The following is a 20,499-nucleotide window of genomic DNA, read 5'->3' on the forward strand; positions in this document are numbered from 1 at the left end:
TCATTGTTTGCGATGGTTATGTGCGAGGGGGAGAGAGGAATATGATAATCAGGGACAGAGATTCGCGCCTTGCCAGGGTCAAGGAACTGCTTCTCGCCTACTGCCTTGTCTCGCTCTGCGGCCTCCCGCTCGTATCGCTGGATGTCGAGGCTGGGACTCCATCTGCAACCTACACAATGACTTTTCAGTCGGGCGGGAACCTAGGAATAACCCCGGAGGGGAATTGGGTGTCGGACCCCATAATCGTGGCCCCCTCCGTCACCATAAGCAGGCTAGAGGTGACCATTGGTCTAACCCATGCAAACCCGGCCGAGCTGCAGATCTGGCTTGCGTCACCGGGTGGCGTGTGGCAGCAGATACCCTGGGCGCCGTGGGGAGGGCCCCGGCAGACATTCACCCTGAACAATTTCGCCGGCCTGAACTCCGCGGGCAACTGGGCCCTCTGGCTCCTCGACGGCGTCGCTAACGGAGTGACCGGAAAAGAGGACTATTGCTGGGTCACGATTTTCTATACCCTCGACTCTGACATAGTTACGCCCGCGATTGGAGCAACGATATCCGGCAATTATGTGGTGAGCGTACGGGCGCAGGGCGCGGCGAGCGTCAGAATCTACGTCGACGACCAATGGGTCTCGAACGCAGCCTACAACGCGGGAACCAGCAGGTGGGACTACACCCTCGCTACAACCGCCTTCCCGGACGGCGCCCACACCATAACAGCCGTGGCGCGGGACTGGCAGGGAAACGAAATCGCCGATGGTCACCCAGTCACCTTCGACAACTGGAACATTTACGTTCTCTTCGGCAACCCGCCCAACGGGGCCATGATTTCAGGTACGTATACCGTCACATGCTCCGTGCCTAATTACGCGGTCAGGGGGGAGCTGTTTGTGGAGGGCGACCTGGTAGGGGTGGATACAACGATTTCAGGAGGGCAGTACGCGATATCCCTCGACACTCTCGCCTTCCCGGACGGTGGCTACAGCCTCCGGTGGATTGTCTACGACCCGGACGGTAAGAGCGCCACGGCCCTAAGGCATGTCGCAATTGACAACTACCAGATATCCTGCTCGATATCCTACCCCGCCTCCGGTTCGACCGTATCAGGCACAATTACCGTGAACGCCACCGTTCCATCATATGCCCGGAAGGGAGAGCTATATCTGGATGGTACATTCATCGCGCTTTCCACGAGTGTGTCCGGTGGCATGTTCTCATTCAAGCTCGACACCCGGGGCTACCCAGACGGACCCCATTCCCTTAGCGTAATCGCGTACGACCCTGACGGGGACAGCGCCGTTGGAGTCTCGACTGTTTCATTTGATAACTACGCAATATTCGCGACCATTGTCTCCCCTGGCACGGGCTCCCCCCTCTCCGGGAGCAGGACGGTCTGGGTCAACACGGCGGACTATGCTGTGCGCGGGGAGCTACTCGTTGACGGAGGTCTCTATGCAACCACCACCTCCCTAGCCAACGTTGGCGCTTTGTGGTACCAGACCTATATCCTCAACACCTCGGACTTTCACGATGGCTCCCACACGGTGACTGCCGTCTCATATGACCCGTACGGCGAGAGAGCCTCCCACACCCTGAAGTATGGGTTCGACAACTACGACATTTACGTGACTATCACTCATCCAGGCGCGGGTGCGGTTCTGTCGGGCAATGTCACAGTCAACGCCTCCGTACCTTCATACACACAAAAGGGCGAGCTTTATGTGGATGACGAGCTCTCGGCCGTGGACACCTCGGTCAGCTCCGGCCAGCTCCAGTTCACACTCTCCACGAGCGACTATAGCGACGGGATGCACAGGCTCAGGGTCGTGGTTTACGACCCCGACGGTGGCATCGCGGTCGGAATTCGCTCCGTCACATTCGACAACTACCAAATATCCGTGACCATCACTAGCCCCGTGGATGGCGGAATCGTCTCGGGGACCGCAACGGTCACAGCCAGCGTTCCCAGCTACGCAAAGAGCGGAGAGCTATACGTTGACGGGCAGCTCGTCGCGACGGCTGGTGGACTCTCGGGGGGCGCGCTGAGCTTCAGCCTAAACACGAAGGCTCTCTCCGATGGCAAGCACTTCCTCAGCGTGGTCGCCCTCGACCCGGACGGGGAGAGGGGAGCCCATACGATATCCGTGATTGTGGACAACTACAATATCTTTTGCACCCTCTCCTCCCCCACCACAGGTTCGGTGATTTCGGGGAATGTAACGTGTTGGGTCAATGCTCCGGACTACGCCACGAGATGCGAGCTGTACGTTGACGGCCAGCACATCGCGACCTGCACCACGCTCACATTCGTCAGTGGCGGAAGGGGCTGGTACCAGATTCTTCTAGCCACAAAGGGCTTTCCTGACGGGACACACCTGGTGAGCGCGCGGGCTTATGACCCCGACGGCAACTATGCGGTGGATGTCAGGAGCCCCGTTTTCGACAACTACAACATCTATGCCTCAATAGCCTCGCCATCCGAAGGGGCAAGAGTGTCAGGGAACGTCACCGTGGCCGTATCGGTGCCTTCATACGCGACGAAATGCGAGCTCTTTGTCGATGGTGTTCTCACAGCTACCTGCGCGACCCAAGCATTGGGCCAGTTCAGGGTCTCCTTCAGCTCTCTCTTCTTCCCCGACGGAAAGCACGTCCTGACAGCTGTTGTCTATGACCCAGACGGAGCCAGTGCGACGGCCTCGAGGGGTGTCTTGGTGGACAATTATGACATCAGCGTGACCATCAATAATCCCTTGAACGGCTTCACAATATCCAGAACCTATCTGGTCAATGCCACCGTCCCGGCCTATGCTGTTAAAGGTGAGTTATACGTCGATGGCTCCATCTATGCCATAGACATCGATCTCGACGCGCTAAGCAGATACCAGTTCTCTCTGGACACAACAAGTTATCCGGACGGCAAACATAGACTAACGGTGGTGGCCTATGACCCTGACGGAAACTTCGGCGCGGCCACTGTCAGCGGCGAGTTCGACAACTGGAACGTATATGCGAATTTCGCTCCTCTATCAACCCCACTCTCTGGCAACGCCACAGTATCCGTATATGTCCCGCCCTACGCCCGAAGTGGGGAGCTCCGGGTCGATGGAATTCTGGTTTCCACTGACACCACGATAAGCAGTAACCGATTCGACTTCTCTTTCGACACCAGAGCCTTCCACGACGGGACCCACATTCTGAGCGCCACTGTCTACGACCCCGACGGCAACTACGCCACCGCCTCGCAGAGCGCCGCCGTCGACAATTATCAGATTTATGTGAATATACTATATCCAGCGGGGGGCGGCGTTCTGGGGGGCACGGAGATCGTGAGGGCCTCTGTGCCGGCCTACGCGGTCAGGGGAGAGCTATATATCGACGGCGGCCTCCACTCGACCACCACTTCTCGCGTCTCGGGCGAGTTCAGGTTTGTGGTCGACACGAAAACCCTCAGGGACGGCCCACACGCGTTCACTGTGGTTGCAACCGATCCCGACGGCGGCACGGCCTCCCAGACCCTCACGGTCAATGTTGACAACTACCAAATCAGCGTTTCACTCCTGATCTCACCCGGAGGAGCTCTTCTGATGGGCAACCAAACGCTGATGGCCTATGCCCCATCCTATGCGACACACGGGGACTTCTACATCGACGGCGCACTTGTGTCGGTCGACTACACACTCACCCAGTCGGGCTCTCTTTACTACTTCTCTCACATCGTTGATACCGCAACGTTAAAGGACGGCCCCCACTCTCTGGTAGTAATAGCCTACGACCCGGAGGGGAACGGGGCCTCAGTGCAGACCACGATAACGATTGACAACTGGCGAATCTCCGTAAACATTACCTCCCCTTCCACAGGCTCGATGAAGTCCGGCATGGTGACTGTCTCGGCCACGGTTCCCCCATATGCAAAGAGGGGGGAGCTGTACGTCGACGGCCTCTTCTATGGTCAGACCGGCACAATCTCCGGAGGAGCCTATCTCTTCCAGCTCGACACCCGAAGCCTCATTGACGGCTGGCACTCGGTCGCCGTAAGGGCTTACGACCCGGACGGCGAGAGCGCCTACCATTCCGTATCGGTTCTTTTTGACAACACACCCCCCTCCCTAGCCAACGCGAGTGTCATATACCCGGCTGGGCTGGGCGCTGTGAAGAAGGGCGGCGTAGTCTCTTTGACAGTCGAGGCGGCTGACAAGGCCTCCGGCCTGGCGTGGGTCTGGTGTAACTTGACGAATCTGGGCTCAGTAAGCGTTCAGATGCACGACGATGGCCTCCACAACGATACCCGGTCAATGGACGGCATTTTCGGGAGCGGCGGAATCACGGTCAACGCTACTATGGGCTACCATCATGCCTTCATTACGGCAACCGACATGGCCGGGAACTCGGCGACCGTCACGGCGAAGGTGGCTGTCGACACGCACGACCCCCTCATAACAAACTCCTATTGCGTCTACCCCGCAGGGCAGTCTGCGGCGAAATTCGGGGACAGCGTGAGAATCGTCTCGAGGGTTGTTGACACGAAGATGACGGTGGACGTAGTTCTGGTCATAGACACATCCGGCTCAATGAGCGGCACACCGATAAGCGATGCAAAAACCGCCGCCAAGACATTCATCGGCAATCTCGGAGAGTACGACAGGGCCGCGATATACTCCTTCAATAATCCAGCGGGCCCGGGAGGAAACAAGCCGAAGCTGGAAGTGGCATTTACATCAGACAAGGCGACACTGAACTCCACCATCGACGCCCTGAGCGCGGACGACTGGACCCCGCTTTACGACACGATATACGAAGCGATTCAATACGCCAAGACCTCCCCCAACATGCCAGTGGTCATTATTCTTACAGACGGAAACGACGAACTCGCCGGAGGTGGACACAGCACCCACACCCTCCAGGACTGCAAGAACGCCTCCATACCCGTTTACACCATCGGCCTCGACCCCCAGTCCCCGCCATATCAGAAGCTCAATGAGACCGTTCTGAAGGAAATAGCCTACAGCTCCGATGGAGGCGCCTACTACCACGCCCCCAGCTCCTCCCAGCTCAAGCAGATCTACGAGGATTTGGCGATGGTGGTGGAGAAGATGGAGGTCGGCGGAATTTCTGAGGTGTGGTGCGACGCCTCACCGATTGGCGGCCCATCCTATATGGGCATGTTCGACGACGGTGCCCATGGAGATAGAGCCCCCAGCGACGGCTATTACGGAAGCGCGTGGATAACCGTTGGCTCGGCGGCCACGGCGGTATTCAATCTCACAGTGACGGCCCAGGACATCGCTGGAAATAGAGACAATGATGTTGCTTACGTTCTTCTTGACAACACCCCGCCCGTTCTCTCCAATATCGACGTGAGGTACGGCCCAGGGAAATGGTGGGCCGGGGACGGGGAGTCGATTTCAATCCTAGCAACGGTCAATGATCCTGGGAGCGTTGGGGGGGTGGGGAGCGTCGAGGTGGACACCTCGGCCATCGGCGGCCCCTCCTCCGTCGAGATGCTGGATGACGGAAGCGGAAACGACCAGACCCCAGGCGACGGGAGGTACACATCGAAGGGTGTGCTCGTTGCCACCGGCCGCGCAACCGGCATCTACACTTTCCGCGTAACAGCTCGAGATAACGCCTCCAATCGTGCCTCCCAGTCCGGGAACGTTTACATCGACAATGGCCGGCCCCTAGTCATCACAATCATCCAACCCCAGCCTGGCCAGTTCGTCGAGGGCCTTTTGACTGTCAGGGCGAGGGCCACGAACGCGGCCGCCGTCCAGACCATCGAGCTCGAGATTGGACCAGGCTCCATGCGCCTCAACACTCACTACAACGGGCTGAGCGGTTGCTTCGAAGCCTCACTCGACACCTCATCAATACCTGACGGGAGCTACTCTCTTTCCGTGTCGGGGCAGGACATCGCGGGCCATCCCATTGACCCGCCGGTTCCCCTGACCTTCAACGTGGACAACCACCCCCCATCCCTGAGGATCGCCTCGCCTCGCTCGGGGGACTTCGTTTCTGGTGTAGTCATAATCAACACATCCGGAACTTCTGACACATTCCTGAGCGCGGTCGAGTACAGCGTGGACGGGAGAGATTGGGTCTCGACGGGGGTTCCTTGGCAGACGCTGGAGGAGGAGGAGGGGCCCCACCTCATCGTAGTGCGCGCTATGGACAGGGCCGGCCACACCGTCCAGCAGACCCTGAAGGTGACCGTCGACAACAACAATCCGGTCTGCAGGATTGTATATCCGGGGGAGCGGGCAGTTGTGAGCGGTAAAATTGTGGTTGCGGTCAAGGCCTCGGACGGAGTAGGGATTCAAAGGGTGCTCGTGTCGGGCGCCGCCAGCGGCGAGGCGGACTGGAACTCTCAGAGCGGCTACTTCGAGTTCGAGCTGGACACTCGGGAGTTGACTGACGGAGGCTATACACTCGGAGCCTATGCAGAAGATTTCTCTGGCCGGACCGCGCAGGCTGCGCCCGTGATGTTCTATGTGGACAATCACGAACCCTCGCTCGTCGTGGAGAATCCACTGGACCATGGCCACGTTTCGGGTGTGGTGACCGTGAGTGCCGCTTCATACGACGGGCCATTCACATCAGACCTGAAGGTATCTTACAGAGTCGACGAGGGCGGCTGGGTGCGGATGGTTCACGGGGAGCTCTGGAGTGCCGACTGGGACACGGGTCTCATTTGCGACGGCCCCCACACGCTTACCATCCGCTCCGAAGACATCTCGGGCAGAGTTGTGCAGGTGACCCTCCTCGTCACCGTGGACAACCATGACCCGGAGTGCCAGCTCATCAGCCCCCTTGATGGAGAATATATCGAGAGGAGGTACGTTTTCCAGGCCCTCGCAGGAGACGATGTCGGGCTAGTCAGCGTGACGCTGAACCTCACCGGAATTGGCGATTTCCAGATGTCCTACAATGGTCTGACTGGGTTCTTCGAGCGCTCCCTGATTACGACGAAATTGCCGGACGGGCTCTACAGCGCCTCCGTGATTGCCGTCGACCGCTCCGGCAGGGAGACGCGTGCTGGACCCGTTGAATTCGGCGTGGACAACAACGCCCCATCGCTCGTTCTACTCAGGCCACGGGAGGGTGAGCCGATAACAGACATGGTCACTATAGAGTATGCGCTCACGGAAGGGCGGGGCGAGGGTGAGGAGGTCAGGGTAGTATACCGCATAGACACTGGTCCCTGGACCCCCGCAGACCAGAGCACGAGCGTCAGTGGCCTGCCGGACGGCCCCCACACCGTGACCGTCAAGGCCGAGGACGCCGCGGGGCATCTGACTGAGGTCAGTGTAACAATCTTCATTGACCGGGAGGGGCCAAGGCTACACATTATTGCACCGAGGAGCTCGCTCCAGACGAAAGGGGATGTGCCGGTGCGCCTGAGGGTTGAGGATGCGGTTGGAGTCAGGAGCGTCAGGTTGCTTCTTGACAACTCTACCTCTGAGGAGCTCTTCCTTAACGCCGCTACGGGCTTCTATGAAACCGAGCTCTCACTGGCCGGACTTCCCGACGGCCCGCACAACCTCACTGTGGTGGTCGAGGATCTCGCGAGCCATACGGCTGAAGCGAACACCACTGTCAGATTGGACACCACTGGACCTGAGATCGCGCTCTCCTCGCCCTCGGTGAGAGACAGACTCACCGGAAAAATAGAGTTCCGCGCCATGGTCTCGGATTCGGCTGGCGTCTCGCGTGTGTGCATAAGGCTCAAGAGCGGGGACTGGAGGGAGATGAGGCTCGACACCGACGGCCGTTATACCTTCACCTGGGACACAGGCCTCAATGACGACGGCTCCCATACAGTAGAGATTATGGCCGTCGACGCGCTCGGGAACGAGCGCATCGTCCCCTACGGCCTCTCGATTCAGAACCGGAGCCCCAATTTCATAGCAGACAATTTCGACTGGCTCCTGCTCCTGGTCTTGATCCTGGGCTTCGCGGCCGTGACCATCGCGGCACTCAGGAGGCCCGGGCGGGCGTTGCTGTATCCCGCGTATCCCGCAGGCCCAGCCCCCTCCGGTGCCCCTCCGCCAGCCCCTGGGGCTGAGAGGCCCCAACCCGCTCCAGCCACCGCACCTCCGCCCCAGCCATCGATTCCCTCCGTTCCCCCGCCTGAGCAAATGCCTGTACCTGTGCCCAGCCGGCCCGTGAGCAAACACGGGGAGGCTGAGGTCGAGGAACTCGAGATTCTAGAGATGGCCGAGCCACCCGCCCCCCCGCTCGGCCCGCGCGTCCCCCCAGCTCCCTCCAAGGCCCCGCGCAAGCTTCTCTCCTTCCTCAGACAAGCAAAGCCTGAACTGGTGAGTCCGCCACCCCAAGGGCCGGGAGAGGCGGGCTTCGTCGAGGTCGAAGAGGAGGGCGGGGTCGAAACGTTGGAGATGAAGGAGGCGTGGATGACGGGGGAATCCTTCCCCCCCGCAAAGGAGGTTCCGACGCAACTTCCCAGGGCGACGGGAGGAGGGGCGGGGTGGGAAGAGGACTTCGTGGAGGTTCCTGAGGAGCCCGAGCTCCGGCGGCCCGAGAACGCACCGAGCGAGCCTAGGCCCGCGATCCCTGGAGGTGCCGCCTTGCAAGTGGCTCCACAGACCCAGCCCAGGCCCCCCGTGGTTGCCCCACCCTCGAAGGGCATCACTCCTCTTGACAGCCTGCTGTTCTCCCAGCTCAAGGTGACTCGGACGGAGGAGGAGAGGGTCCGGAGGGGTCCGCCACCCGGATGGTATCATCCGAGGCCTGCCGAGATACCACCCCCATCTCCGCCGTCCCCGCCTCCCGCACCCAAGAGCGATGGAGTGGCCGTCGCACCGCCCGAAGCTCTCAAACCGGTTCCACCTGAGGCTAGGATGAGCCATAGGGAAAGGCAGAAGATGGAGGCGATGATGGAGGACCTTCTGGCGAAGGCTAGGAAGAGGAGGTGAAAAGGGGCACGGGGTTTCACAGGCTCTTCTTAATCAGCTCGACGAGAGCTTTTACGATGTAGTCGTTTATCCGTTGGCCCTTCCCCTTAGTTGCGGCCGTGGCGTCGCCGACGATCCCCGCAGGGAACCATCTCTCCGGAGTTGCGCTGACTATGAATCTAGGCGGTCTATCGTAGCTCCTCACGCCCCCTCCTTTCACCAGTCGGGGTTTTATCGCCATTACCCGGGAGGTTTCTATTGTTCCCGCATGCCCGTCCCGCTCGTCGAACTCCTTTCCACGCAGCTCGTATGCGATATCATAATCTGAGAGAACCATCAATTTGAGCTCGGGCCAGCGGGCCACGACCCCCTCTCCTGCGAGCCGGAGGGCGCTCATGTGTGCACCTCCAGCATGGCCCGAGAGCACGAGAATGCGGCGCACACCGTTGCGGCACAACTCGGAAAGCACCTCGCTAAGGAGGGCGCGGAGTGTGTCGAAGGAGATCGATATTGTCCCGGGAAAGTTACGCGTAGTCGAGCAGCACCCGTAGCGGATCGCGGGAGCAATTAGCACCGGTCCCCGAAGTCTGTTCGCCAGTCTGCCGGAGATGTACTCGGGCTGAATTGAATCTGTGCCCAAGGGGAGGTGGGGCCCGTGCTCCTCGACCGCACCCACAGGAATAATGACCAGAGGGTTCTTCGCGACAATCCTCCTAAACTCCGTCGAGGTCAGTCTGTTGAGGTCTATTGCGACCATGGGGCGTGAATGAATCAGGCGATATTTGATACTAGCCCCTACTCGACATACCTTAGCGCCTCTGCGGGAGGCACCTTGGCCGCCATTAGGCTCGGGTAGAATGTAAACAGAATTGTGGCGAGATAGGCTCCCAGGGCGATTATCAGGATGTTTTCCACGGGGATGACAAAGCTTGCACCAAGCTCCCTGTAACCACCCCCATCGAATATCTGCCAGCCTATACCCACCCCCAGAAGGATGCCGATGAATATCGCGAGAATGGTGACAAAGCTCGTCTCGATGAGGAAAGAGCTGGCAACCATCCTGCGAGTGAAGCCCACGGCTCTCATCATACCGATTTGCTGGCGGCGCTCGATGACGTTTCTATAGGATACGATGCCGATACCGGCTATTCCAATGAAAAGGCCCACAGCGAGGAACGCCTCCATCAGGTACATCACGTTTGATATCGATGTCGTCACGATGGATATTATCGCGTTGATGTCGATCACAACCAGCCCATTCTCGAGATAGGCCCTCTTGAAATCCTTCATCGCCCCGCCGGAATCCTCGTGCGGCCCGAGGTCGACGAGAAGGAGTCTGTCTGCCCCGCTGTATTCTTGTGAGACCAGCTCCCTGTTGACGACAATGCCCTGAAAGAAATACATCTGGTGCATCACGCCGATTACTCTCAACGTCCTAGTCCTGTTCTGGCCCTGGAGATCCGTCACTGTCACCGTCCCTCCCGCGTAGGCCCCCCTCTGGCCCCCGAAGCTCGGGCCGCCCTGTATATAGGCCGTCTGAAACCTGCTCCCATCAATTATACATAGGGAACGGTTATTCTTTAGAGCGAGCCAGCATTCCCTGTCAGAAGTATAGTTACTGTCCCTTTCCTGGAGAGGAAAGCCGTTTCTCTCTAGGAAGTCTTCGCCTGCACCGTAGAGCTGGGTGATGCGGGATCCGGAGGCTATGGGCTGGCCCATCTCTATGCCGCTACCGCCACCGCCACCCATCTCATCGTATCCGACCAGTGCGACCATGGAGGTGCTGAGTGTATGGAGCTGGCGTATGTCTCTTTCCCGGAGCTGCGAGGGAAGGTTCTCAAGACTCAAGTTCTGGAAGGGCGTGCCCGGGCCGGTGAAACCGATGATGTCATAACCCCCGCTTTGCTGACCCTTGATATTCTCCATCATCGACGCCTGCATCGCCGCTATCATCGCTATTACCGTTACGGTGAAAATCACGAGAGAGAACATCGCCAGCGTCATCCCCGTTCTGCCTTTGCGGTCCATCGGGTAGGCGACCGCGAGCTTCAGGGCGGCTCTCAGCGACCCCGACCTTCCCATTATCCTTTGGAGAAGCGAGAGGAGGGCGTCGGAGTTGAACATCATTAGGAGGACGCCGGCGATGACAAGAAAGACCCCACTGACGACGAACATATCGAGTCCCGCCCCCTCGGAAACGGCCTCGGAAACGATGGGGAGGGGGAATGGGTTGAAGACCCAGACTAGTATGGCGGTCGAGGAGAAGCTCATTGCAGCCCGCAGGCTGACCCATTTATGTAAGAGCAGCCCGAGTCCCAAAAATAAGAGGCAGGGTCCTGCGAGCCAGGCCCAGGCTATTTTCGCACTGGCCGCAAATAATGTGATTAGCAGGCCGGAAACGAGCATCAGGGCCCCGTACTGAATGTCGGACTTCATCGCCCTGCTCCCCCGGGGCTCTGGAATTCTCCTGATTGCTCGAATAATATTGAGCCGAGCACCCCTCCGAGTGGTGATGTATATTGTTATCAGAGTGAGCAGCACGCCCCCACAGAAGGCCGTCAGAACGCTTTCCCATCTGAAGAAGAAGGGGAACTGGGCAACACCAGTGAAAATCACACCAAAGGCCTGAATGAGGAGATAGCCGAGGCCCAGACCCGCGAGTCCACCCACTGCGCTTGCGAGAAGAACATAAATGGCACCCTCGAACAAGAACATCCTCACGAGCTGACGCCGCATCATCCCTATGGCCCGCACTATCCCCATCTCGCCTTTTCTCTCCTCTGCCAGCATCACGAATATATTGACTATGAGCACAATCCCCGCAATTATCGCAAAGACCGAGAAAATCATGAATATCTGGCCGATTGCCTCGCCACCCGCCCTAGCCCTCTTCAGCCCATCGTACTTGACGTCGTGCACCTCCAGCCCCGCGTCCCCGGCCGTGATTCTATCATCAAGTTCGGCCCGCACCGAAGAGGCTATGGCCTCAAGGAGCCGCGGGTCCGGACCCCATATTCTAGCGAAGGATAGAATCTCCACTGGATAGACGCCGCCCGTGACCAGATGCTGGGCGTCCCCAGGGGACAGGAAACCAAAGGTAACGTTTCGGATTTCGGGTGACAGGAGTAGTTCTGGGCCGGGGGGTAGGACCAGAGCCTTCAGGTTTATACTGCGCACCACTCCGTCCAGACCACGGCTGGCGAGGGAGATGGAAGTGCCGTTGCTCAGGTTCAGCGACGAGGCTGGGCCGCTGAGAACCGCTAGCTCCCCGCTCTCCACAACCGGAATCGATGGGTCGGTGGTGTTGAAGCCTAGCGCAAGAGGAGTCGGAGGTGGGGCGCCGTTTACTGAGAGAAGCGGGGCCACAGTAGCGGTGAGCGCCTTCGCTCCAACCGCCGCTCCTTTCTCCAGTAAAAGGGAGGCATGGCTCGCGGGGAAATGGCCCAGAGTGCTTGTCAGCTCTAGCCCATCCCCAGTGATGGCGAGACGGAGCCCCAGCTCTCTCATACCAACAGCCCCGTCGAGAGCCCTCAAAATGCTGCGGTTAACCTTTGGCGACCAGCTCTCGCCCTCGCGCATGTCCCCCTTGTCCGATATCAGGATGGTGTTTATCTTCCCGCTCAAATTGAAAAGTTCCTGCGCGGTCGAGAGCTCCATGAAAAGTGCCTTGACCTGCTCGTAGTTGGCCCTTCCGAACAGCTGTTTTTCCTGAATGAGTCGTGCAATCGTGAGGTTGAGGCGAATCTGCACGGGCCCGGACCCGCCACCAGCCATGTATGAGCCGTAGGCGACGGTCAGAACGTCTCCAGGACGGGCCTCTAGAGCCTCTCCGAGGCGCGAGTTCAGGGCGACTTCGCCCCGCGCGAGAGCATCCGTATAGAAGCCTGCTCCGTCAAGACTTCCGAACGCCGAGGTTCTCATTACGGAGGAGTTGAAAGCTCGGAGGACCACAGAGGGCTCAGCGAGCTGGGTGCGCGGGTTGAGTACCGAGACGGTTACGAAAAGCGCGGGCGCGACCGCCTCGATACCCTCGACGGAGGAGAGGCCATCAGAGAGGGAACTATAAAGACCCCCGTCGAAATTTCTCAGACCTCCCGCCGGGTCCGTGCCCGACACAACGTGGTCAACCTCGCCCAGCGAGCGATAAGTCTCGACCTCGAAGAGGTAGCGCATCGTGTCGCCGACGACGAGAGAGGAGGAGATTATTGCGGTCCCCACCATCAGCCCGGCCACGACGAGTGCGCTCTGAGCCTTCCTTCTTGAGAAGTTCCTTACCGCTAGTCGGAAAACGACCCTTCCCTGAAGGGCGAGGGCAGTGAGCGCGGCTAGTATGACGAGCACGAGCAGCAGGCAGATGGAAAGGCCGGGTTCCATATACTCACCGCGCACCGGTCTCCTGGCCGATGATTCTGCCATTCTCCATACGTATAAGACGCCCGCACATTCCGCCGACTGCGGGGTCGTGGGTGACGATGACGAAGGTCAGGCCCTTCTCCCGGTTGAGCTTTCTCATGAGCTCCATGACCTCGCGGCTGTTCTCGGTATCCAGATTGCCGGTGGGCTCGTCCGCCCAGACAAGAGCGGGGTCGTTGACGAGGCTGCGTGCGATCGCGACGCGTTGCTGCTCCCCCCCGCTCAGCTCGGCCGGCTTATGGTTCTCACGGCCGATGAGGCCGACGAGGGCCAATGCTTCGAGCGCTCTTGCCCTTGCCTCCTTCATTGGAGTCCCGACGAGCAAAAGGGGGAGCTCGACGTTTTCGAGAGCAGTCAGCACGGGGAGGAGGTTGAAGCTCTGAAAAATGAAGCCCATTTTTCTTGCGCGATACGCAGTTCTCTCATCATCCTTCATCGCGTGGATATCCTTTCCCTCAATAAGCACCTTTCCGGAGGTCAGGTCGTCTAGACCGGAGAGGCAATTCAGCATCGTGGTCTTGCCACAGCCCGAGGGCCCCATCACCGCTACCATCTCGCCCTTCTCGACCGTGAAGTCCACCCCGCGTAGAGCCTCAACCTTCACGCGGCCGGTGTCGTAGGTCTTGTGGACGCCCCGCGCCTCGATTATCGCTACCATTGCACACCCGCCTCGCAGGGGGATACCTATTTTTGATATTAAACTTATGAACTCCGCGCTCGGGGTTTAATAAGTAGGGTAGTGAATGGAGGTCGGTTGGGCCTCTCTAAGGGGGTCAGGAAGCGGGCATTACCTTTTTATCTCCGGACTTTATGTCCGACCCTGCAGGATGCCGTTGTAGCTCAGTGGCAGAGCGGCTGATTCGTAATCAGCAGGTCGGGGGTTCAATGCCCTCCAACGGCTCTTAACCAATTAAAAATGAGACGTTAGAGAGTGCGCTCCCGTCGGCCCGACGAGAAGGCGGGGGCGTGTGAAGGACGGCCGGATTTACAACATATCAGAGCGCTCACAAAATGAAGGCCCAGAGATAGTAGACCACCAGATACACTCCCACTATTATCAGCACGATACCACTGAGCTTTTTGATAATCTCGGTCGAGGCTTTCAGGCGGTTGAGTATGCTTTTGTGAAGGCCGGCGACAAGCAATGTGATCATGACCATTAGAACCGCGGCCACGAGGGAGTAGAGCAGGAGCACCCCCGCGCCCACGAGCAGCGAGCCGGAGAGAAGACCAAGAAGGAGTACTGCGACAAACACGGGGGCGGTGCAGCCCTGCGAGGCGGCGGCGTATCCCATCCCGTACAGGAACATCGATGTGTAGAACCCTTTCCCCTCCTGTGCCCCCTGAATTCTCTCCAGTAGCTTTCCCGAGCCAAAGGATATTGGGAGCAGGAGAAGAGCTCCAAGTGCGATCAGAACCGCGCCCATTACGGGCTGGAGGAGCGTTAAATAGGGGAGAGCAGCACCCCCCGCCCCAATAACAATTGCCCCCGTCGACATGTAAACGGTCATAATTCCAAGTGCCGCCACCGAACCACCCGCGGCGGCTTTTTTATAAGACGTATCCCTCCCCGTGCTCTTTAGATAAAAGGTCATGTAACCAGGAAGCATAGGAAATGAGCAGGGCGAAAAGAAGGAGGCGGCACCCGCTAGGGCAGCCATCCCGGCTAGGCCGACCGAAGCCAGGAGAGAGCCAACAGCGGTCACCCCTGACGCTCCTCCGCCCGCCAGTGCATCATTGATGTGCCTAATCATCTCACTTTCGGAAACCTCGCCCGCGGCCTCGAACACTATCTCTCCTTTTCTGTCAATAATCACGATTTTCGGTATCTGCACTACGGCGTACTTCCTAACCATGTCGTCCGTGTCCCTAGCGAATGGCCAGTCGGCGCCGTGCGCCTCCCTGTACTCGCGCACCTGCTCCTCGGTTTCTATTGGCGAGACGAAGACTGAGATTACGACCAGCTCACTCGTGTTGTAGCGCGCCCTGACCCTCGCTATTTCGTCGAGCACGATATTACACGCAGGGCAGTTTATCGCGGTCAGCTCCAGCAGAACGACCTTGCCCCTGTAGTCGGAGAGATTTAAAGGAGCTCCGGATACGTCTTTCAGCCTGAAGCCCGGGGCCTGCACGGCTCCAGTAGGGGTGGTGAGAACGAGGTAAATTTCGATCACAGCTAGGATTGCGAGTAGGGCCAGAGCCCCCGCTACGGCCCTCCGTCTTTTGCGGAGGGGATAGATGGCGATTCCTGTCGCAATCATCGCGCCGCCTAAAATCCAGTAGTGGAGAGGGCTCCTGCCCACAGGCCGTGCCGGCCCTCCAGTCCGATTGGTTGTGTTGTTCCAGCCGCCATCACCACCGTCCGGTCCGGAAACGGAGAAATGCGTGTCGGGCGTTGTGTGGTTAGTCCCATCCCTCATCTGGATGGTGATGTTATATTTGAGCTCCTGACCGGCCGGAAACTTACCTATGTTGAGCGCAAAAGTGTTGCTACCCACATATGCCATCTCCCTCGGAAGAAAGCACAGGTATGGCTCAAGCTGACAGAGCGTGAGCCATACCTTTCGGACGGAGGACTGGTTCTCCACCTCAATATAGACCGTGACTTCATCCTCCGGAGTTACTACGTCGGGAATGTGGTACGTCCTGACCTCAAAATCCTCCGCCAGGGCACTCCAGAACAGGAGGGAGACGGAAAGCGGTAGCAGGAGCGCAGCGAGCGCGCCACGGCCCCTCATTGACGCCGCCATTGCAGCTTCATATTTAAAAACTCTTTGGACTTTAAAACACATATAAATGCATATATAACCAAAACATTAAATTATAGGTCCGGTGGTAGTAGTTTAAGTAAAAGAAGACGGTGATGTCATGTTGAGGGTGCGATGTTTAGCGGCGGGACTAATTGTAATAGCGCTCCTTGCGCCCGTGGGTACCGGCGGCTCCAATGATGCGCCAAGGGCGACAAATAGGGTGGTGCTTGGAGAGCTATTCACGGCGACGTGGTGTGGCTATTGCCCGGCTGCCGACAATGCCTTCGACAAACTGCTTAATAATGCCAGCTATTTCCCGGTGCGCTTTATTGGGATTGAGTGGCACCCAACCAGCGACGCATACGGGACCCAGGAGACCGACGCAAGGGTGAGTTATTATGGTGTGGGTGGATATCCCACCGCCGTTTTCGATGGTGTCAGCACGTACGTCGGTGGCTCCACAGACCCCAACAGCCAGGCGGTTTATGACGCCTACAAAACAAGAATCGACGCCCGGCCCGCGACCTCATCGTTTTCGATAGAGCTCGAAGCCAAGCTTATCAATGATGTCGCTACACAGGTGGTTGTGAATGTCACACAGGTGGACACAAGCCTTGCACAGAACCTCAGGGTGAGGGCGGTTATTTTGGAGGACCTGAAATTGACTCACAATCAGGGCGTGCTAAGATACACCGTACGAGATGTAATTATTGATTCCGCCCTCGCGATCTCAAACGGGCAGACCCGAAGCGCAACAGGCAATGGCACTGTGGGGTCGGGCTGGGACACGAGCAGACTCGCCGTAGCGGCCTGGGTCCAGACCGAAACGACGAAGGAGGTTCTTCAGTCGGCGTTTAAGGGGAGCTTTGAGCGGGTGGTGAACAGACCCCCCCAGATATCCCACCCGCTAACGGATCTCAGCTTCCCAGAGGACACCGTTGACACGAGCATAGACCTCAACGCGGTTTTCACTGATCCGGATGGCGACGAGCTATCGTTCACGTATTCTGGGAATTTTAAAATTAATGTAACGATCGTGGACGGGACAGTCACCCTGAGGCCTGCTAAGGACTGGAGCGGGACCGAGACCATCAGCTTCCATGCTCTAGACCCGTTCCACACGAACCCCGTCACGGAGGACATAAGAGTTACTATAACGCCCGTCAACGACCCGCCGCGGGTTGTAAAGCCTCTCAGCGATTTCTCCATGACCGAGGGTGGAACAAGGTCGGGCCCGGACCTCGACGACCACTTTGCCGACGTGGACTCCGAGCTTTCATTTTTTGTAGCAGGCGGGGAGAAGGTGACCGCGTCAATTCATCCCTCGACGCACATTGTCACATTCACCGCAAGCGACCTCTGGACGGGCAGGGAGACGCTAACGTTCACCGCCAGCGATGGGGAACTGCAGGCCTCTACAACCGTTAATGTGACCGTTCTCGATACAAACCATCCTCCCACGCCCTCACCCATTCCGGACATAACGATAAACGAGGACAGCATTGACACAAGCATTGACCTTAACAAGGTTTTCACCGACCTCGATGGCCAGGAGACCTTGACCTTCGAGTACTGGGGCAATTTCAGAATCGCTGTCACAATTATGTCCGATGGAAAGGTCGAGCTGAGGCCAGCGCCGGACTGGAATGGAATGGAAACCATCATATTCAGGGCGCTCGATGGAATTGCAGAGCCGGCGGTCGCCACGGCAAACGTGACAGTGACGCCCGTCAACGACCCTCCTGTCAGGGTGGGCCAGCTCGAGAGAATAGTGTTCGATGAAGACACCACCTACACGACGGAGCGCTCCCTTCGAGAGGTCTTCAGGGACGTTGACGGCGACGAGCTTGACTTCGATGCTGAGCTCGAGTTCCCCGACGACTTTGAGTTCAACGAGACCGACATCGAGATTATCATTAATCGAGACGGCACGGTCACAGTGTCTCCGCTTAGAGATGTTCATGGTGAGGCCGAGGCCATCTTCACCGCCAGTGACCCTGGTGGCCTAGAGGCGACCTACCGGACGAGCGTTTCGATAACAAACGTTAACGATGCACCAACGATCACTGCCTCAGACCCTCCGGCTGCGAGGACGGTCTCCATCAACGAAGGAGAGAGCGTGGTCTTCAGCGTGGTCGCAAGCGACGCCGACCATGACCCCCTAGAGTACACCTGGAGCGTGGATATGAGAGTCCAGGACAATCCGGGTAGTGCGTTCGAGTACGTCCCGGACTACAGGTCTGCTGGGACACACCGGGTTACGGTGGTCGTGACCGACGGAGTAGAGAGGGTGGAGCTTACCTGGACGGTAAAAGTCCTGGACGTGAACCGCAGACCTTCTGTGACTATCGAATCGCCAAACAATGGAGCGGTTTTCAAAAGCGGCTCACTTATCAAATTCAGGGCCATAGCGAGCGACCCGGATGGCGACCGGCTATTCTTCAAATGGGTGAGCGACAGGGAACCCATCGGGGCCTCGGAGGAGTTCTCATGCACCCTACCATCCGGGACGCACACAATAGAGGTCGAGGTGAGCGACGGAAAGGATACCGCGACCGCACAGGTTATAATTACAGTCAAGAAACCAACCCCGCCCGCTGCGCCGGGGTTTGGGGCACTGGCCATGGCCGCCGGAATCCTCGCGGGAGCGACGCTGGTTTCACTGAACCGGCAGTGGAGAAAAAGGTGAACGCTCCTGAAGCAGAAAAGCGGCGAGAGGGAGATATTCTGGGACGGAAGCCGGGCCCCGACCTCCGGTGGTGTCAAAGGGCGCGTAGTGGACCGGCGCGGAGGTGAGGCGGATGGGGCGCGTTTTCTTGAGAGAAACGATCGGTAGAATTCGAGAGGAGCTGGCGGCAACTGAAGGGGTACTTGTCGCTTTCTCCGGAGGGGTTGACAGCGCCGTCGTAGCGAAGCTTGCGCACGAAGCGCTCGGGGATAGAGCGGTAGCGGTCACAGTGGACTCCCGGACCTTCACTAGAGAAGAGCTTGAGCTCGCGAAAAAAGTGGCGAGGCTGATTGGAATCCGGCATGTCGTAATCAAACACGACCAACTCGACGAGCCGGGCTTCCGGAGCAACCCGCCGGAGCGGTGTTACGTGTGCAGGCGCTCTCTCGCACGCAGACTGGGCGTGCTGGCGAGGAAGCTTGGCATAGCGTGCATCGCGGATGGGGTAAATTACTCTGATCTAGATGAGCACAGGCCTGGCATCCGGGCCGCGACTGAGGCGGGCTTCCTCCACCCGCTGATGAAGCACAGGGTAACGAAGGTCGGGGTGAGGAGGATGGCAAGAGCGCTAGGCCTGCCGGTGCACGACCGCCCCTCCTCCGCCTGCCTATCGTCGAGGATACCATACTGGGAGGAAATAACGCCTCAGAAGCTGAGAATGATTGAGGAGGCGGAGCGATATATCCGTGGGCTGGGGTTCCGGCAGGTCAGGGTGAGGGTGCACGAGGTCGGGGCGAGAGGCCGCACAAGAAAAAGGAAGGCCGCTCCGGGCGGAAGGGATGCCTCGAGAAAGGTCGAAGATTCGAGCGGAGCACTTCTCCTTGCTAGGGTGGAGTTGGACAGAGCGGAACTCCCCCGGTTGCTCAAGGGGAACCTATGGCGCAGGGTGGACGCTAAGCTAAGTCGGCTGGGTTTCTCCTTTATTACTTTAGACCTCCGAGGCTATAGAAGCGGTAGTCTTGACACGCTGATTGTTTAAAGCAGTCCGATAAATTTTATATTAATATTTTGCTTACGATTGTGGCGTCCTGAATTAAGTTCCTCTCGTTGATTTGAGTTCATGTCCCGGACCCCCTCTCTACCGTGAATCCCTCTTCCAATAGATAGGCAGGAGCATATCTGGCAACCATCTTGATGTTCTCCCTGATGAACGCCTTTCTCTTTGCAGGCCACATCTTCCTTATGAACGCCTGGAACGGCGTCTCGCACTCCTCGAGCCTGAGGCTCCAGTGCGGCCTTCTGTAGTTATAGTAGCTTAATGCCCTCTCAAGCTCCCCGAAGTGCCCGATGAGCCTCATAATAGTTCACGCCGCCTTCTTCACTTTCCCGTTGGATTGAGGATGCTTCACCCTGGCCTTCACATGTTCTATCCCGTTCTCCTCGAGCCATTTCTGGAACGTGTTCAATCCCGGTTCCGCACAGCTCTCTCTTGGTAAGGATGTGAATTGTGTTCCATGGTCGGTCATGAGCTGCCTGGGCTTGCCATAAGCTGCCACCGCCTTTTTAAGAGTTCTTAGACTATTCTGAGGGGTGGCATTTTTATATGAGCCGGCCCCCACCAGCAGCCTTGAAGCGTCGTCCTCTATAAGAATTACATACGCACCCCCAATCTCTACCCAGTCAGCGTGCCAGAGAGAGTTGCTGTGCTTCCTCTCATACCGGACCCACTTCTGGCGTCTCTGCTTCCTGGGTTCATCTT

At 58.2% G+C, this 20,499-nt stretch carries 9 protein-coding genes and 1 tRNA gene; 4 read left to right on the plus strand and 6 right to left on the minus strand.

Annotation, left to right across the window (positions count from 1 at the left end; genetic code table 11):
* Positions 1-41 precede the first annotated feature (41 nt).
* Positions 42-8,930 carry an Ig-like domain-containing protein gene (locus QW379_04535; GenBank protein MEM2869673.1) on the plus strand — a complete coding sequence of 2,963 codons (8,889 nt, stop codon included), beginning with the start codon at positions 42-44 and terminating at the stop codon, positions 8,928-8,930.
* A 16-nt stretch (positions 8,931-8,946) separates the two neighbouring features.
* Here QW379_04535 and QW379_04540 read toward each other — a convergent pair whose 3' ends face one another.
* Genes QW379_04540 through QW379_04550 form a run of 3 tightly spaced genes read right to left on the minus strand, consistent with a single transcriptional unit; the run spans position 8,947 to position 13,980 of the window.
* Positions 8,947-9,666 (minus strand): creatininase family protein, encoded by a 720-nt coding sequence (locus QW379_04540; GenBank protein MEM2869674.1) that lies wholly within the window; start codon positions 9,664-9,666, stop codon positions 8,947-8,949.
* 38 nt (positions 9,667-9,704) lie between these two features.
* Positions 9,705-13,298: an FtsX-like permease family protein gene (locus tag QW379_04545; protein MEM2869675.1), complete on the minus strand. Its 3,594-nt coding sequence runs from the start codon at positions 13,296-13,298 to the stop codon at positions 9,705-9,707.
* A complete protein-coding gene (locus tag QW379_04550; GenBank protein MEM2869676.1) occupies positions 13,288-13,980 on the minus strand; it encodes an ABC transporter ATP-binding protein in 693 nt (230 codons plus the stop codon). The genes QW379_04545 and QW379_04550 overlap by 11 nt, the downstream gene beginning before the upstream one ends.
* A gap of 171 nt (positions 13,981-14,151) precedes the next feature.
* Here QW379_04550 and QW379_04555 point away from each other — a divergent pair.
* Positions 14,152-14,223: transfer RNA gene (locus tag QW379_04555), tRNA-Thr, on the plus strand.
* A 103-nt stretch (positions 14,224-14,326) separates the two neighbouring features.
* Here the strand turns inward: QW379_04555 and QW379_04560 are convergent.
* Positions 14,327-16,060, minus strand: coding sequence for a cytochrome c biogenesis protein CcdA (locus tag QW379_04560; protein ID MEM2869677.1), 1,734 nt, complete (start codon positions 16,058-16,060; stop codon positions 14,327-14,329).
* Positions 16,061-16,190: 130 nt separating this feature from the next.
* Between QW379_04560 and QW379_04565 the strand changes: the two genes are divergently transcribed.
* Entirely contained in the window at positions 16,191-18,761 is a 2,571-nt protein-coding gene (locus tag QW379_04565; GenBank protein ID MEM2869678.1) for a tandem-95 repeat protein, read from the plus strand.
* 112 nt (positions 18,762-18,873) lie between these two features.
* A complete protein-coding gene (gene larE, locus QW379_04570) occupies positions 18,874-19,779 on the plus strand; it encodes an ATP-dependent sacrificial sulfur transferase LarE (GenBank protein MEM2869679.1) in 906 nt (301 codons plus the stop codon).
* Between the two features lie 79 nt (positions 19,780-19,858).
* Here the strand turns inward: larE and QW379_04575 are convergent, their stop codons facing one another.
* Entirely contained in the window at positions 19,859-20,098 is a 240-nt protein-coding gene (locus QW379_04575; protein ID MEM2869680.1) for a hypothetical protein, read from the minus strand.
* 6 nt (positions 20,099-20,104) lie between these two features.
* Positions 20,105-20,499 (minus strand): DDE-type integrase/transposase/recombinase (locus tag QW379_04580; protein ID MEM2869681.1); only part of this gene is annotated, 395 nt, incomplete at its 5' end.

This window comes from Thermoplasmata archaeon (assembly GCA_038851035.1).
In the GTDB taxonomy this organism is placed as follows: Archaea; Thermoplasmatota; DTKX01; order VGTL01; family VGTL01; genus JAWCLH01.

Bases quoted from the DNA above. Each gene is read 5' to 3' on its own strand.
- larE (MEM2869679.1), top strand. From the start codon at position 18,874: ATGGGGCGCGTTTTCTTGAGAGAAACGATCGGTAGAATTCGAGAGGAG.
- QW379_04535 (MEM2869673.1), top strand. From the start codon at position 42: ATGATAATCAGGGACAGAGATTCGCGCCTTGCCAGGGTCAAGGAACTG.
- QW379_04575 (MEM2869680.1), bottom strand. From the start codon at position 20,098: ATGAGGCTCATCGGGCACTTCGGGGAGCTTGAGAGGGCATTAAGCTAC.
- QW379_04560 (MEM2869677.1), bottom strand. From the start codon at position 16,060: ATGAGGGGCCGTGGCGCGCTCGCTGCGCTCCTGCTACCGCTTTCCGTC.
- QW379_04565 (MEM2869678.1), top strand. From the start codon at position 16,191: ATGTTGAGGGTGCGATGTTTAGCGGCGGGACTAATTGTAATAGCGCTC.
- QW379_04550 (MEM2869676.1), bottom strand. From the start codon at position 13,980: ATGGTAGCGATAATCGAGGCGCGGGGCGTCCACAAGACCTACGACACC.
- QW379_04540 (MEM2869674.1), bottom strand. From the start codon at position 9,666: ATGGTCGCAATAGACCTCAACAGACTGACCTCGACGGAGTTTAGGAGG.